Raw genomic sequence first — 16,161 nt, 5'->3', positions numbered from 1 at the left:
ATGCGCCTGTTTCGCTCACTGATCCTGTTGATGACCCTGGTTGCGCCGACGACGTTTGCCGATGACCTCTATCAGATAGAAATGATTCTGGTCCGCCAAAACGCCGTGCCCGCTATCATCAGCCGCGCCGCACCGGAAGACTGGGCGGCCGGCGCCCAACACATCAGCCCTGACAGCCTGCGCACGCCAAGCCTTAATGACGAAGTGAAAAAACTCACCGCCAGCAGCGACTACACCGTGCTGCTGCACAAGGCATGGCAACAGATGCTCGGTGAAACAACCAGCAAAATCGCGATCAGCGACGGCGCGGAACAGTTCGGCCAGTTCCCGATCGAGGGCACCCTGAGCCTGAAACTGGGACGTTTCACTGATGTAGACGCGGATTTCTGGGTTAACCAGATCGACGCCAACGGCATGGTCACCGCCAGCGAACGCATGAACCAGGAAAGCCACACCAAGAACGGTCAGCTGAACTTCCTCGACAACGGCCACTTGGGCATGTTGATCAAGATCACCTCGCTCACCACCCCTGCGCCTCGGCCAGTCCCCGATGAAATTCCGGACTGATTGAGTCCTTATGTCAGCGACCCTGAGCAAACCCCTGGCACCTTCCTGGGTCAGCCGATTCAAGGAACAGAGCCTGGAGCGTGGCCGTCGCTACGCTTTGGAGAACCGCGTCAGGATCGTCGAGGCCGGCGACGCCACGATCATTGCCGCCTGCGAGGGCTCTGGCGGTAACGTTTACCGTCAGACCATTCGCCTGCGCGAGTCGGCCAAAGCCACTTTGCTGATGATCGATGCCTCGTGCACCTGTCCGGTCCACAGCAACTGCAAACATTGCGCAGCGGTGCTCCTGAAAGTGCAGGAAACCCTCGCCTACCCAGCCGCCGCGCAAGACGCCGAGCTACTCGAGAAACTTCAAGCCGTACTGGAAAACCGTAACCCGAAGGCCCCGCAAGTGCTGGTGGATAACGTGCAACCGGTACCTCGCTTGTGGCTGGCGAGCATCGAGTTCAGCGCCTTCGAACCGCGCAATGGCAAAATGCAGCGTTACATTCAGCATCGCGCGGCGCTGTCATTCAGCTATCTGGATGAATACGTTTCCGGGCAGAAGAACGCCGACATTCTGATTCGTCAGGAGACGCAAACGTTACGGATAAAACGCCACCCGGAAGTCGAACAGACCTACAGGGAACAGCTGCGAATCCTCGGTTTCAAGGTTGCCACCCGGCAAAGCAAGGCCTTGCCGGAAAGCGCCGGCGAACTTTTCGAAATGGTCAACGACAGCGCCTGGCTGACCTTCACCCTCAATGAACTGCCGAAGCTGCGTACCCAGGGTTGGGAGTTGCAGATCGACGAAGACTTCGGTTTCGACCTGACTGCCGTGGACGATTGGTACGCCACCGTCGAACAAGCGCCGGAGCGCGACTGGTTCGATCTGGAGCTGGGAATCATCGTCAACGGCGAGCGGCTGAGCCTGCTGCCGATCCTGCTGAACCTGATGCGCTCTCACACCGAGATCCTCAATCCGGAACGCCTTGCACGACGTCGCGACGACGAGTTGATCCTGGTGAATATTCCCAATCGACCGAACTCCGAGCACGGGCCGTTGCAAGTCGCCCTGCCCTTCGGCCGATTGAAACCGGTACTGGCGACCCTCGGCGAGTTCTACCTGCAAGGGCCCGGCGAAACGACGCTGCGCCTGAGCAAGGCCGATGCCACGCGACTAAATCCGCTGGAAGACCTGCCGCTGCTTTGGGAGGGCGGCGAGCAAATTCGCACCTTTGCCCAGCGGCTGCGGGACATCAAGGACTTCACCGCGACCGCACCGGAAGGCTTGAACGCGACTTTGCGCCCCTATCAGCTGGAAGGCTTGAGCTGGATGCAGTCGTTGCGACAGCTGGAAGTCGGCGGGATTCTCGCGGACGACATGGGTCTGGGCAAAACCCTACAGACCCTGGCGCACATTCTCAGCGAGAAGAACGCCGGACGCCTCGATCGGCCGTGCATGGTGGTGATGCCCACCAGCCTGATCCCCAACTGGCTTGATGAAGCGGCGCACTTCACACCGCAACTCAAAGTGCTGGCGCTGTACGGCGCCAGTCGCAAAAAGCATTTCGACACGCTGGCCGATTACGACCTGATCCTGACTACCTATGCACTGCTGCCCAAAGACGTCGAACGTCTCGCTGCGCAGCCTTTGCACGTGTTGGTTCTGGACGAGGCGCAATACATCAAGAACCCCAATAGCAAGGCCGCCCAGGCTGCCCGCGAATTGAATGCCCGTCAGCGTCTGTGCCTGAGCGGCACGCCGCTGGAAAACCACCTGGGTGAGCTGTGGTCGCTGTTTCACTTCCTGCTGCCCGGCTGGCTGGGTGACGTAAAAAGCTTCAACCGCGATTACCGCGTGCCGATCGAAAAGCGCGCCAGTGAAGTGCGACTTCAGCACCTCAACGGTCGGATAAAACCGTTCCTGCTGCGTCGAACCAAGGAACAAGTGGCCACTGAGCTGCCGCCGAAAACTGAAATCATCCATTGGGTCGAGCTCAACGAAGCCCAGCGCGACGTGTACGAAACCATGCGCCTGGCGATGGACAAGAAAGTTCGCGACGAGATCACCCGCAAGGGTGTGGCGCGCAGCCAGATCATCATTCTTGAGGCGCTGCTGAAGCTGCGTCAGGTTTGCTGCGATTTGCGGCTGGTCAACGATGCCACCCTGCCCACTCGCGGCAGCACATCGGGCAAGCTCGACAGCCTGATGGAAATGCTTGAGGAATTGTTCGATGAAGGTCGGCGGATTCTGCTGTTCTCGCAGTTCACTTCAATGCTGAAGTTGATTGAAGATGAGCTGAAAAAACGCGGAGTCGATTATGCGCTGTTGACCGGACAGACCCGCGACCGGCGCGCACCGGTCAAAGACTTCCAGAGCGGCAAGCGTCAGATCTTTCTGATCAGCTTGAAGGCCGGTGGCGTCGGCCTGAACCTGACCGAAGCCGACACGGTGATTCACTACGATCCGTGGTGGAACCCGGCGACAGAAAATCAGGCGACTGACCGGGCGTACCGCATTGGTCAGGAGAAACCGGTGTTCGTCTACAAGATGATTGCCAGGGGCACGGTGGAAGAAAAGATTCAGCATCTGCAGAAGGAAAAATCCGACTTGGCGGCTGGCGTGCTGGATGGACGCAAGACCGGGGACTGGAAGTTGCAGAGTGATGATATTGAAGCGTTGTTTGCGCCATTGCCGGACAAGCTGGAAAAGCGCTGAGAACCACGGCGCCAGGTAGATCGCTTTCGCGAGCAAGTCGGATCGCCGCACCGCCGCTCCCACAGGGTTAACATCAATCCTGTGGGAGCGTGGCTTGCCCGCGATGGGGTCACATCGTATTTGACTGAAGAAATCAGCTATCAGGACCTGGGTTCAGGCAACGGCGCAAACAGCGCTTCAATGTCACTCTGCTCAAGCTTCCAACCTCCGGTCGTCCCACCTTCAAGTACGGCCCCGGCCAGCGCCGCCTTCTCCTGTTGCAGTGCCTGTATTTTCTCTTCCACCGTGCCCTTGGCAATCATCTTGTAGACGAACACCGGCTTGTCCTGACCGATCCTGTAAGCACGATCGGTGGCCTGATTTTCAACAGCAGGGTTCCACCATGGATCAAAGTGAATCACCGTGTCGGCCGCTGTCAGATTAAGCCCCGTCCCACCCGCCTTCAGGCTGATCAGGAACAACGGCACCTTGCCGCTCTGGAAGTCTTTGACCGGCGTGCGCCGATCAGTCGTTTCGCCAGTCAATAACGCATAGCCAACACCACGATGCAGCAATTCTTCCTCAATCAATGCAAGCATCGAAGTGAACTGCGAAAACAACAAAATCTTGCGTCCTTCACTGAGTAACTCCTCGAGCATCTCCATCAAACCGATCAACTTGCCGCTGCCCGCACGAAGCGCTTTCGCCGTCAGGGACATTTTGACCAGCCGCAGATCGCAGCAAACCTGACGCAACTTCAGCAAAGCGTCGAGGATGATGATCTGGCTACGCGCAACACCGCTGCGGGCAATTTCGTCACGCACCTTCTTGTCCATCGCCACGCGCACGGTTTCATAAACATCCCGCTGCCCATCGCTGAGTTCGATCCAATGCACGATCTCGGTTTTTGGCGGCAACTCGGTGGCGACCTGTTCTTTCTTGCGGCGTAGCAGAAAGGGCTTTATGCGGGCTGTCAGGTGCTGCATCCGTTCGCTATTGCCGTGCTTCTCGATCGGGGTGCGGTAGTCACGATTGAAGGTTTTACTGTCGCCTAGCCAGCCGGGCAGCAGGAAGTGGAACAGTGACCAAAGCTCGCCGAGGTGATTTTCCAACGGCGTGCCGGACAGGCACAATCGCTGCCGGGCCTCCAGATCACGGGCAGCCTGAGCGGCTTTGCTGAGCGGATTTTTGATGTTCTGCGCTTCATCGAGAATCAGCACGCTCCAGACCTGTGGCTGCAAAACCTCAAGATCTCGCGGCAATAACGCATACGTGGTCAGCACCAGATCGTATTCGGCAAGGTTGATGAAGTCCTTTTGGCGAGTGGCGCCATGCAGCGCCAAGACTTTCAGCTGCGGGGTGAAGCGTGCCGCTTCGTCGAGCCAGTTGGGGATGAGGCTGGTCGGCATCACCGCAAGTGCCGGAACATCGAGTCGTCCTGCCTGTTTCTCCACGAGTAAATGAGCCAGTGTTTGCAGGGTCTTGCCCAGGCCCATGTCGTCGCCAAGAATACCGCCGACCTCAAGCTCACGAAGGGTCTGCATCCAGTTCAGACCTTCATGCTGATAAGGCCGCAATGTGGCGTTGAGGCCTTCTGGCACAGCAACGTTCGCCTGAGTCGATTCACGCAAGCGTTTGGCGAAACTGCGCAAGCGCTCACCGCCCTGCCAGACCAGAGGTAACCCCTCCAACTCACTCAATCGCGCCGCATCAGGGGCACTCAAGCGTAACGAGGCACTGCTGCTCACCCCCAAATACAACTCGCCGAGCGTTGCCATCAATGGCTTGATTCGCCCCAGGGACAGCGCAATTTTCATACCTGGCTTGGCACCCAACTGCCCACTGTTGAGATCGATCAGCACTTGATCGTCATCGTCACGCATGGCCAACTCAGTCGGGTTCAGCAGCTGCGGTTGTCTGCGCAACAGTTGCAGCAGGATGGGCAGCAAACTGTGGCGCTCGCCATTGACGACGACACCCAACTGCAGATCGAACCACTCGCGCCCCGGAGACTCCTCGACATCGGCATACCATTCATCTACGGGCTGCACATTGAAATGAAAGCCCTCATCGATACGGATCTGCCAATTTGCCTCTCTGAGCGCCGGGACTACGGACTGCACAAAAGCCAGCCAGGCCGAGTCGTCCGGCAAATCGAACATTTCGCCCGCACTGTCGGGTAGCGCATCACTTTTACGGGTGGCCTTTTTGAAGCCCTGTTTTTGCAAGGCTTGGCGCAAAGCTTTTTCAGCCGCGGGTTTGCGTTGAATGCGCAGGGTTTCGGTGCCGGACAGTATCAGTACTTCTGAGGATTTTTTATCCGCCGCCATGTGCCCGTTGTAGGTAAACGCCAATGCCGCGCGATGTTCAACTTCGTGCTTCCAGCTCCTGTAACGGTTGGTGCTTGCAAGCGTCAGGAAGGCTTTGGGTTCGACGTCATCGACGATCCGCTCGATCAATGCATGCGGTGGAGGCACGACTCGAGTCACCGCACTCATCCGATGGCTGAATTGCATGGCCTGACGTGCGGGAATGTCAGGGACCAATGACAGATGGCAGGCTAGCTTTTCGTCTAGCTCGCTAAGCAGCGGCCCAACTTCCATCCGTTCGCGATCCAGGTAGTACAGAGGTTCCAGCGCCAGAATCGTTTCTTCAGGAGCATCGTCACTACACCACCGAGGACGGAAGCTGCCGCTGGCTTGCTCGATCCAGACAAACTGCGCAGACCTGCTCTTTCCAGGCACCAGCGGCTGCAATTGTTCGAAGTCGAGATACAGGCGTGAGGTTTTCAATGCCAATTGAAGAACTTCGGCACCACTGCTGCCTTGCAGGGGATAGCCGCTGTAAAACGAATGTTGGGAGTGGACGGCGACCAGCAATCTTGCGATTCGCAGATCAAGTTCCGACAGATAGCCGGGCTCTCGCATCAGTGCGTCTGACGGCGAGTACACCGATTTGATGTCCTGCAAGCGGCCATCCTTGAGCTGACGAGCCTTGTAGATTTCCAGCAACCACTTGCCTGTGGTGGACGTTGCTTTGAGTTTGTAAACCCAGCAAGTGCCAGCGCTCTGCGCAGCCCCATCGCGATCTGGAACGTCGCGGGGAATATCATTGAGCCAACGTTCCAACTCACGATTCAGGTGAACCGAGGCATTGCTTTTGAACGAGTCCACCGGAAGTTCTTGCAGGTTGTAAAGCACGGTTGCGCAGTGCTTGCAATTGATCACCACTGGACACGAACAAGAGCAAACCAGCTCAAAATCACCATTGGGGGCTTCAATGAGCTCAATGGCTTGTTCGTAGATATTCCCTTGAGAACCTTTGCAGATGGCGAGAACGAGAGCGTCCTCGATTTCGCGGATTTGTACCCGGCTTTCTACAGCGTATCTGCGAGCCTTATCCAGAGCACGATGACTGAACATCTGCGCCCACGGCAGCTCATGAAGTCGCTCAATAATTGCCAGCATCATATTTACACTTCTGAAAGTGACTGTAGTTCGCAGGTATCAAGACTCAGCCTTTAAGCACCCGGGCCAACGTCGACTTCACCTTCCCCATCCCGTCACGCAACGCTTGCTCGATCTCGACCATGGTAATCACTGCCGTCGACTTGCCCGCCGCCGGGTTTACGACCAGCGCCAGACAGGCGTAATCCAATTCCAGCTCACGAGCCAAGGCCGCTTCCGGCATCCCGGTCATGCCGACGATGTCGCATCCGTCGCGTTCCAGTCTGGCGATTTCAGCGACAGTTTCCAGCCGCGGCCCTTGAGTGCAGGCGTACACGCCATGACTGCTGTAGCCGACACCTTCGGCCGCCAGCGCCGCGATCAACTGCTGACGCAGTGGCTCGCTGTAGGGATAGCTGAAGTCGATGTGTGTGACCTGTTCGAGATCATCGGCGAAATAGGTGTGTTCGCGACCGCTGGTGTAGTCGATCAGCTGATGCGGCACGCAGAAATGTCCGGTACCCATCGCGCAATGAATCCCACCCACGGCGTTGACCGCGAGAATCGCTTCGGCGCCAGCCTGCTTCAGCGCCCAGAGGTTGGCGCGGTAGTTCACCTGATGCGGCGGGAAGCGGTGAGGATGACCGTGACGCGCGAGGAACAGCACTTCCTTGCCGGCGTACTCGCCGATCTGCACTTCAGCCGAAGGCGCGCCGTAAGGGGTGTCCACCACCAGTGACTGACGAATGCTCAGGCCTTCGAGCTGAGTCAGGCCGGTGCCGCCGATAATCGCGTAAACCGTCATCACGAAAAGTCCTCAATCTATCAGTTGAGCATCTTTGAGCGCGCCCACGGCTGTCAGCCAGCGCGGGTCTTGACGGTATTCAGTGCTGGCGTACGACTGGCCGCGCATCCGCGCGATGCGCTCGGACGGTTTGACCTTCAGGCGCTGGGCGGCACTCAGGGCCAGTTCAGCGGCCGCACGATCGTTGCACACCAGGCCCATGTCGCAACCGGCCGTCAGCGCCGCTTCGATACGGCTGGCAGCATCGCCGACCACGTGGGCACCGGCCATGGACAGGTCATCGCTGAAGATCACGCCATCGAATTGCAGCTCGCCACGCAGGATGTCCTGCAACCAGCGGCGGGAGAAGCCGGCAGGCTGGGAATCGACTTGTGGATAGATCACGTGGGCCGGCATGACCGCAGCCAGTTGCTTGCTCAGTCGGGTGAACGGCACCAGGTCATTGGCGCGAATTTCGTCGAGGCTGCGCTCATCAACAGGGATCGCAACATGGGAATCGGCCTCGGCCCAGCCGTGACCGGGAAAGTGCTTGCCGGTGGCGGCCATCCCGGCGCTGTTCATGCCACGAATGAAGGCTCCCGCCAGCAACGCTGCTCGCTCGGGATCACCTTCAAATGAACGGGTGCCGACTACGGCGCTGCGCTGGAAGTCGAGGTCCAGCACCGGAGCGAAGCTCAGATCGAGGCCGACGGCCAGCACTTCAGTCGCCATGATCCAGCCGCACTGCTCGGCGAGGTACTCGGCATTCGAATTGTCAGCAATGGCGCGCATGGCTGGCAGTCGTACAAAGCCCTGGCGCAAACGCTGAACCCGACCGCCCTCCTGGTCGACTGCCAACAGCAGATCGGGGCGAATGGCGCGGATTGAGGCGCTCAACTCGCGCACCTGGCGCGGGTGTTCGATGTTGCGGGCGAAAATGATCAGGCCGCCCACTTCGGGTTGGCGCAACAATTGGCGATCTTCAGCCGTCAGCCAGGTACCGGCGACGTCCACCATCAACGAGCCTTGCAGGCCAGCAGTCATAGAGATTCCTTGATAACGATAAACCCGGCTCGCACGCAATCGCCGCCATGGGCTATGCCTGGCAGGTCGGCGATATAAATAGGGAGCGGGTTCAGAACGAGAGTCGGCATGGGCGGCTAGCTTAGCGGATGTCAGCTGCCGCGCCCACCCGTGTGCGGTTAAACCTTGGCGGCAACCGGGGTTGATTTACTGCGCGGACGCAGCTGCGCAGTGGCCATGGCCGCGTCGGACACACCGGTTTCGGCGCGCATGCCCGCGGCCAGAAACGGCACCATCAGACGCATTACTTGCTCAATGGAGGTGTTGACGCCGAAGTCTGTCTCGGCAATTGCGCGCAAGGCCTTGATGCCGGACATGCTGAACGCGGCGGCGCCGAGCATGAAGTGCACACGCCAGAACAGCTCAATCGGCGGAATACGCGGTGCAGCTTCGTTGACCAACATCATGTAGCGGCGGAACACCTTGCCGTACATGTCTTCCAGATAACGCCGCAAGTGCCCTTGGCTCTGACTGAAAGCCAGGCCCAGCAAACGCATGAAAATCGACAGATCGTTGCCGCTGCGTGGTTGCACCACCAGGGCTTGCTCCACGAGGATTTCCAGCAGCTCTTCAAGCGTCGGCTTGTTCTCCGGCTTGGCTTGACGCCGCTCGAGTTCTTTATCAAGGCTTAAGCAGAACGGCCCGAGAAAGCGCGAAAAAACTGCCTGGATCAGCGCCTTCTTAGAACCGAAGTGATAGTTCACCGCCGCCAGATTGACACCCGCCTTGCTGGTGATCAGACGCAATGAGGTTTCAGCAAAACCTTTTTCCGCGAACAATTGCTCGGCAGCATCAAGAATGCGTTCAACGGTTTCCGACTGGGCCATGGCTACTCCGCCTGACAAACACTTGTTTGAAACATACGTTTCAGCCCAGGCCTTGTCAAGCCTGACGGTTCGTTTTGGGAATGGTCGGTCAGCTATTTAACCATACAACTCGCAAGCGTGAATCAGCAGGCTCATCGACCGTCTGGCGGTCGGCAAAAAAAGGTGCATTGCCAAGATCGTTCCACTGTATATAATCCCAGTCACTGTATAAAAAGACAGAGCGATCAATATGCTAAAGCTGACGCCACGCCAAGCAGAGATTCTGGCCTTCATCAAACGCTGCCTCGAAGACAACGGCTACCCACCCACCCGCGCGGAAATCGCTCAGGAACTGGGTTTCAAGTCGCCCAATGCGGCGGAAGAACACCTCAAGGCGCTGGCCCGCAAGGGTGCGATCGAGATGACGCCCGGTGCTTCCCGTGGTATTCGCATCCCCGGCTTCGAAGCCAAGGCCGACGAGTCCACCCTGCCGATCATTGGCCGAGTGGCTGCCGGTGCCCCGATCCTCGCCCAGCAGCACATCGAAGAGTCCTGCAACATCAACCCGTCGTTCTTCCATCCTCGCGCCGACTATCTACTTCGGGTTCATGGCATGAGCATGAAGGATGTGGGGATTTTCGACGGTGACCTGCTGGCAGTGCACACCACCCGCGAAGCCCGCAACGGCCAGATCGTAGTGGCGCGGATCGGCGACGAAGTGACCGTCAAGCGTTTCAAGCGCGATGGCAGCAAGGTCTGGTTGATTGCCGAAAACCCTGAATTCGCCCCTATCGAAGTGAACCTGAAAGATCAGGAACTGGTGATCGAAGGCTTGAGTGTCGGCGTCATTCGCCGCTAAAGGAGGCTTTATGCAGTTCCCACACACATCACAGCAAGCCCAACTGCCGTTGTTCGAGGCTTTCATGGTGCAGCCATTGGCGCCGATCCTGAAAGACGTGGTCGAGTCACCCTGGAGCACCGAGCCCGAAGTCTTCAGTGAGCTGTCGCTGCGTGGTGCAGCCGGGAATCGCCTGAACCTTCTTGCACCGATTCTCAGGGAGCTGAGCCAGGACCAGGACGCGCGCTGGCTGACGCTGATCGCTCCGCCCGCCAGCCTGACCCAGGCCTGGTTGCGGGACGCCGGCCTTAACCGCGAACGCATCCTGCTTCTGCAACCGCGCGGCACTCAGAGCGCTCAGCAGTTGACCTGCGAGGCCTTGCGCCTGGGCCGTAGCCACACGGTGGTCAGCTGGCTCAACCCATTGAGCACAACTTCACGGCAACAGTTGATCAGCGCCGCCCGGATCGGGGACGCACAAAGCCTGAATATTCGACTGGGTTAACTGACAAATAGTGCGCGCGCTGAACAGCGCGGGGCTTCTCCAAGGATAGAGAAGCCAACCTGTAGCGAAATCACAAAAAACCGACGGACGGGATCAATGAAGAACCCGAGACGCCTCGTCCGTATTGAAATCGCCTTCAACCAAGCGTCCGGCCATCTGAACGCCGACGCTCAACATCGCCTTGGCGACTTCCACGTGCTGGCCCTGCAGGAACGCTTTGGCATCCTCGGAGAAATCCAAAGTAACCAGAGAACCCTCGTCCTCAGCCCTGCGCAGCTCGATACGGCCGTCTGGTAACTCGACAATTTCTAGAAAGGACGTTGGCATAAAGGTCTGTTCTCCACGAAAGGCGGGGATTATATAGGCATCGGCCAGGCTTCGCTCGGGATCTTGAGGAACGGTAATCAGCCAGCCGCTACAAAAAACCTTTTTGCGAACATTCCAGACTGACCGAGCCTGTCATCCTCCACCTTTAAAAATTCGGCTTGTACTCAAATGCTGCGGAAGCCTGGGAGTCGGAAAATGGAGTGATTATCGATTTTTTATTGAGGCAGCCATTCACAAAGGAGTTAGGAAACATCTGGATCGAGTTATTGAACACCTCTACCGCGCCATTGAAGATGGTAATGGCCGCACCGATGTTTTCTTGCTGCTCAGTGATTTCCCGCATGAAGTTGTTAACCAACTCATTGGACTTGAGCTCTGGATAAGCTTCAAATGCCACGGTCAATCCCGTCAGCAATTCCCGCGTTCCCTTTTGCACCGGCTGTAGAGCATCCCCGTTCGCCTCTTGTGGCAGTTTGCCGATGGCCGAGCGCAGACTCGTGATCTTTTCCAGCAGCGCACCTTCGTACTCCTTAAAACCTGCAACCTGCTGCTCAAGCAAATCGAGCACCCGGGTTTTCTGCCGCTCATAAACCAGGACATCGGCCCAGGCACGCTGAGCCCGATTATGTCGCCCAATGATTCGGTTGTAACAGGTCCAGAAGGTAATCCCGACTACCACCGCGATAATCAATAACAACCCCATCGTCTAATACTCCATGTTTTTTAAAGGTTTCGGGGAAAGCGCAAAGTTATCGTCATGCAATTCGGCCAATCGATGGACCCACGACAGCAAGAGGTCCAGACGAGGCAAGCGAATACCCGCCTCAACTAACTGCTCAAAGGCCTGCAGATTTTGGAGCCCTTCGGTTGCGCTGGGCGCAAGCAATCCAGGATCGCTGAAACTCAGACACAGCCGCCCATGTTCCGAGAACTCCAGATTGATGTCGCTCAATTGCTGATGGAGCTGCAGTAGGTGAAGCACCGTCACGGGCTTGGCAAAAACGGCACAGGCCATCTGGGTACTGCCTGTCAGGTGAAATGCGCTATTGAATTCGCTGGAAGCTGTATCCAGAGCCTCCTCAAGATCCACTTCCCAATGCCTGTCACCGCGCACGACCACATTCTCGACCCACGGAAAATCCAGTACCAGGCTGTACCGGTCAAACTCGCGGTCAACCGTCTTGGTTTCAACCTTGGTACCGCCTGCCCCATCTGGCACGGTGGTCTTGTAACTTTCGCGATCAACGTACTGCAAGTGCTGGCAAGTGAAAGGCAACTCATGAACCGCGCCAAGGTAAGTACCTTGAACCGATTTCAAAATCTGTCGGCTGTAGGAGCCTCGATGGAAGTCCTTGAACTCCCCACCCAAAGTCTTCAGCACTTGTACATCCGGGTTGAACGACTCCCTTAACCCATAGGTGAGCAATGAAGATTTATGGGTGATTTTTTTAGAAAGAGCGTCGATCACCCCGGACCTGTGGTCCATCACAAGCCAGCCGCCCAATAGAAAAGCGATGCCCAGCACGATAAAAGGCATGAAAAGAAGGGTGGCAGCGATCAATCCCAAACCGATATAACGGAACAGCTTGGGTGTGGCGTTATCGAACGCCAGCGGCGCACCAAAAGCCCTGAGCTGCTTTATCACCTCGAGCAGATCTGCGTTACTGGTTGCCGCTTCGACACGGGCGTCCGACTGCTCAAATAACTGACGCAGTTTTTTGTTGTGCAAAATGGAAGACATACTTCATCCCTGAAGAGACCAACGTAACGCAGTGTCCGATGCAATTATGCGCTCAGCACTCGTTCAGGCCTTCGCGAAACCGAATCGCCAGCCCCTTGAGGTTCTGACGCCAGCTCTCCAGCTCTTCCCGGCTCAGCTCTTGAGGAGCCTCTTCTTCATCCAGGTTAACGGCCAGGATCAGCGGCTGCGTCACGTCACCCTTAGGCTTGTGCGGCGCCCGTGGCGGCTGAAACAGCGCAGCGTGGGCTGCCAGCAGTTTGGCCAGCCAAGTTTCCGAATTATTGGCCAACTCGACCATCTCGGCCATTTCCGGAATCGCGATGGCTTCAAGCACTTCGCGAGTCAGCAGCAACTCGGCCCGAGGCGCATTGGCCTGAGGCAAGCGATAGAAACCGGCGATTTCATGGCACAGCCCCAGCAACGCACCGTACAGGTGAAACAAGGCCGACTCGCGTCCGGCCTGGATCAGCGCCAGGGAGTTCATCGCCCGCCCCTCTTCAGCTCTGGCGAGCGCTTCGAGCGACAGGCCGGCGAAGTAAATCTTCTGGTTGGTACGGGTATAGAGTTCGTGGGCCATGACGGCAGCCTCCACAACGAAATAATTGCTTAACGCAGGTCAGACAGTGTCGTGGATCAGCTCCGCTTCCCGCAAGCACAAAACAAAAAGGCCGCATGAAAACCCGAGGGTTGTCATGCGGCCTTTTGTGTACAGCGCCTTTTAAGCCTTGGCAGTCTTAGCCGGGCGCTTGTCTTCAACCGTCCACTTGCCGCCGTCGTAGTACGCTTTCCAACCAGTCGGCTTACCGTCGACTTCAGTCTGTACGTATTGCTCTTTGGTTTTACGGCTGTAACGGATCACAGCAGGCAGGCCGTCTGGATCTTTCTTCGGCGCTTCGCAGAGGAAGTGGTACTTCGGATCGATCTCATCCTTGTGCGGCACAATTTCCATGACCAGCGGAGCACGCGTCTCGCGGTTTTTCGGGAATTGACTGGCCGCCAGGAACAGGCCGGAAGCACCGTCGCGCAGGATGTAGGTGTCGTTGACCTTTTCGCATTTCAACTCAGGCATCTTCACCGGGTCCATCTTCGGCGGTGCGGCATCACCACTTTTCAGCAGTTTGCGGGTGTTCTTGCACGTCGCATTGGTGCAGCCGAAGAACTTACCGAAACGGCCGGTCTTGAGCTGCATCTCGCTGCCGCACTTGTCGCATTCCAGGCTCGGACCTTCGTAGCCTTTGATGCGATAAGTGCCCTCTTCGATTTCGTAGCCAGAGCAATCCGGGTTGTTACCGCAGATGTGCAGCTTGCGCTTCTCATCCAGCAGGTAAGCGTCCATCGCCGTGCTGCAGATCGGGCAGCGGTGCTTGCCACGCAGCACCAGCGATTCCGATTCACCCTCGTCGTCCGCCGCGATTTCGTCGCCCGGCACCAGGTTGACGGTGGCCTTGCAGCGCTCTTTCGGCGGCAGGCTGTAGCCCGAGCAACCAAGGAACACGCCAGTCGATGCCGTACGAATCTGCATCGGACGCCCGCACAATACGCACGGAATGTCAGTCATCACTGGTTGGTTGGCGCGCATGCCGCCTTCGGCGCTTTCGGCTACTTCGAGTTTCTTCTTGAAGTCGCCGTAGAACTCGTCGAGTACGTTTTTCCAGTCGCGCTCGCCCTGGGCCACGTCGTCGAGGTTCTCTTCCATGCCGGCGGTGAAGCCGTAGTCCATGAGATTGGAGAAACTCTCGGCCAGACGTTCGGTAACGATGTCGCCCATCTTTTCCGAGTAGAAACGACGGTTGTGCAGCGCTACGTAGCCACGATCCTGGATGGTCGAAATGATCGCCGCGTAGGTCGAAGGACGACCAATGCCGCGCTTTTCCATTTCTTTAACCAGACTCGCTTCCGAGTAGCGCGCCGGCGGCTTGGTGAAATGCTGGGTCGGATCAAGCTTGATCAGCTTCATCACGTCGCCCTGAGCCATGTCCGGCAGCACGTCGTCATCGCCAGGCTTGGCGATTTGCGGCATGACGCGGGTATAACCGTCGAACTTCAGAATGCGGCCCTTGGCGCGCAACTCGAAGTCACCGGCACCGACGGTGACAGTGGTCGACAGGTATTGGGCCGGCAGCATCTGGCAAGCGAGGAACTGGCGCCAGATCAGCTCGTAGAGCCGCTCAGCATCGCGCTCCATGCCTGACAGCTTGCTTGGCTCGGTATTGGCATCGGAGGGACGAATCGCTTCGTGAGCCTCTTGTGCGCCTTCCTTGCTGCTGTAGACGTTCGGGGATTCCGGCAGGTACTTCTTGCCGAACTCGCCTTCAATATAAGTACGCGCCATCGTCACGGCATCAACCGAAAGGTTGGTGGAGTCGGTACGCATGTAAGTGATGTAGCCGGCTTCATAAAGACGCTGGGCCATCATCATGGTTTTCTTCACGCCGAAGCCCAGGCGGTTACTCGCAGCCTGCTGCAGGGTGGACGTGATGAACGGTGCCGACGGCTTGCTGCTGGTCGGTTTGTCTTCGCGCTTGACGATGCTGTAGCTGGAAGCCTTGAGCTTCTCCAGCGCGGCCATGGCCTGAGCTTCGTTAAGCGGCTTGAAGGCTTCGCCTTTCTCGCGAGCCACGTCAAAGCGCACGGTTGCGCCCTTGGCGGTGCCGAGGTCGGCGTGAACCTCCCAGTACTCTTCCGGGTTGAACGCGCGGATTTCACGCTCACGCTCAACGACCAGCTTCACGGCAACCGATTGCACGCGACCGGCGGACAGGCCACGGGCGACCTTGGCCCACAGCAACGGCGAAACCATGTAACCCACCACGCGGTCGAGGAAACGACGCGCCTGCTGGGCGTTTACACGGTCGATGTCCAGCTCGCCCGGCTTGGAGAAGGCTTCCTGAATCGCCTTCTTGGTGATTTCGTTGAACACCACACGCTTGTAGCGGCTGTCATCACCACCGATGGCTTCGCGCAGGTGCCAGGCAATGGCTTCCCCCTCGCGATCCAAGTCGGTTGCGAGATAGATGGTGTCAGCATCTTTGGCGAGCCGGCGCAGCTCTTCGATGACCTTTTCCTTGCCCGGGAGGATCTCGTACTTGGCTTTCCAGCCATGATCGGGATCGACACCCATGCGCGAGACCAGCTGCTTGCGCGCTTTCTCTTTCGGCGTGAGCACCGGACCTTCACCCGCGGCGGCCTTGCCGCGCTTGGCGGCTGGCTCTTTGCTGGCGCTAGCCGAACCGCTGGTGGGCAGGTCTCGGATATGGCCGATACTCGACTTCACCACGTATTGGTTACCCAGATACTTGTTGATGGTCTTGGCCTTAGCCGGGGATTCCACAATGACCAGCGATTTGCCCATGGATCAGAAAATTCCTGAATTCTAGAAGTGAA

13 protein-coding genes are annotated in these 16,161 nt (G+C 57.7%); 4 read left to right on the top strand and 9 right to left on the bottom strand.

From position 1 onward, the window contains the following. The gene (locus KGB03_RS07080; RefSeq protein WP_218537369.1) at nucleotides 1-567 is read left to right on the top strand and encodes a CsiV family protein; all 567 of its coding nucleotides are present in this window, start codon (nucleotides 1-3) and stop codon (nucleotides 565-567) included. Nucleotides 568-577: 10 nt separating this feature from the next. Then, nucleotides 578-3,268, top strand: a complete 2,691-nt coding sequence (locus tag KGB03_RS07075) for a DEAD/DEAH box helicase (RefSeq protein WP_223526654.1) — start codon at nucleotides 578-580, stop codon at nucleotides 3,266-3,268. Nucleotides 3,269-3,408: 140 nt separating this feature from the next. Here the strand turns inward: KGB03_RS07075 and KGB03_RS07070 are convergent, their stop codons facing one another. The 4 genes from KGB03_RS07070 to KGB03_RS07055 form a co-directional block, all read right to left on the bottom strand. Then, the gene (locus tag KGB03_RS07070) at nucleotides 3,409-6,714 is read right to left on the bottom strand and encodes a DEAD/DEAH box helicase (protein ID WP_223526766.1); all 3,306 of its coding nucleotides are present in this window, start codon (nucleotides 6,712-6,714) and stop codon (nucleotides 3,409-3,411) included. A 46-nt stretch (nucleotides 6,715-6,760) separates the two neighbouring features. Further along, complete coding sequence (locus tag KGB03_RS07065; protein ID WP_218537367.1) at nucleotides 6,761-7,498, bottom strand: S-methyl-5'-thioinosine phosphorylase; 738 nt, start codon at nucleotides 7,496-7,498, stop codon at nucleotides 6,761-6,763. Between the two features lie 12 nt (nucleotides 7,499-7,510). Continuing rightward, complete coding sequence (nagZ, locus tag KGB03_RS07060) at nucleotides 7,511-8,521, bottom strand: beta-N-acetylhexosaminidase (protein WP_223526653.1); 1,011 nt, start codon at nucleotides 8,519-8,521, stop codon at nucleotides 7,511-7,513. Nucleotides 8,522-8,679: 158 nt separating this feature from the next. Further along, nucleotides 8,680-9,387, bottom strand: coding sequence for a TetR/AcrR family transcriptional regulator (locus KGB03_RS07055; RefSeq protein ID WP_008151407.1), 708 nt, complete (start codon nucleotides 9,385-9,387; stop codon nucleotides 8,680-8,682). 229 nt (nucleotides 9,388-9,616) lie between these two features. Between KGB03_RS07055 and lexA the strand changes: the two genes are divergently transcribed. Then, the gene (lexA, locus tag KGB03_RS07050; RefSeq protein WP_007933171.1) at nucleotides 9,617-10,225 is read left to right on the top strand and encodes a transcriptional repressor LexA; all 609 of its coding nucleotides are present in this window, start codon (nucleotides 9,617-9,619) and stop codon (nucleotides 10,223-10,225) included. A 10-nt stretch (nucleotides 10,226-10,235) separates the two neighbouring features. Further along, nucleotides 10,236-10,709 (top strand): SOS-induced cell division inhibitor SulA, encoded by a 474-nt coding sequence (gene sulA, locus KGB03_RS07045; RefSeq protein ID WP_223526652.1) that lies wholly within the window; start codon nucleotides 10,236-10,238, stop codon nucleotides 10,707-10,709. 93 nt (nucleotides 10,710-10,802) lie between these two features. Here the strand turns inward: sulA and KGB03_RS07040 are convergent, their stop codons facing one another. The 5 genes from KGB03_RS07040 to topA form a co-directional block, all read right to left on the bottom strand. Next, nucleotides 10,803-11,036 carry a hypothetical protein gene (locus tag KGB03_RS07040; RefSeq protein WP_008151412.1) on the bottom strand — a complete coding sequence of 78 codons (234 nt, stop codon included), beginning with the start codon at nucleotides 11,034-11,036 and terminating at the stop codon, nucleotides 10,803-10,805. A 145-nt stretch (nucleotides 11,037-11,181) separates the two neighbouring features. Continuing rightward, the gene (locus KGB03_RS07035) at nucleotides 11,182-11,739 is read right to left on the bottom strand and encodes a LemA family protein (protein WP_218537366.1); all 558 of its coding nucleotides are present in this window, start codon (nucleotides 11,737-11,739) and stop codon (nucleotides 11,182-11,184) included. A 3-nt stretch (nucleotides 11,740-11,742) separates the two neighbouring features. After that, complete coding sequence (locus KGB03_RS07030) at nucleotides 11,743-12,777, bottom strand: hypothetical protein (protein WP_218537365.1); 1,035 nt, start codon at nucleotides 12,775-12,777, stop codon at nucleotides 11,743-11,745. 52 nt (nucleotides 12,778-12,829) lie between these two features. Further along, nucleotides 12,830-13,354, bottom strand: coding sequence for a DUF6586 family protein (locus KGB03_RS07025; protein ID WP_046047843.1), 525 nt, complete (start codon nucleotides 13,352-13,354; stop codon nucleotides 12,830-12,832). 141 nt (nucleotides 13,355-13,495) lie between these two features. Next, nucleotides 13,496-16,129, bottom strand: a complete 2,634-nt coding sequence (gene topA / locus KGB03_RS07020) for a type I DNA topoisomerase (protein ID WP_223526651.1) — start codon at nucleotides 16,127-16,129, stop codon at nucleotides 13,496-13,498. Nucleotides 16,130-16,161 lie beyond the last annotated feature (32 nt).

Origin of the sequence: Pseudomonas sp. BF-B-26, from assembly GCF_019956495.1 — a bacterium.
Taxonomy (GTDB): Bacteria; Pseudomonadota; Gammaproteobacteria; order Pseudomonadales; family Pseudomonadaceae; genus Aquipseudomonas.
Note: the sequence above shows the minus strand (reverse complement) of the source record. Positions and strands in the feature narration are given on the sequence as shown.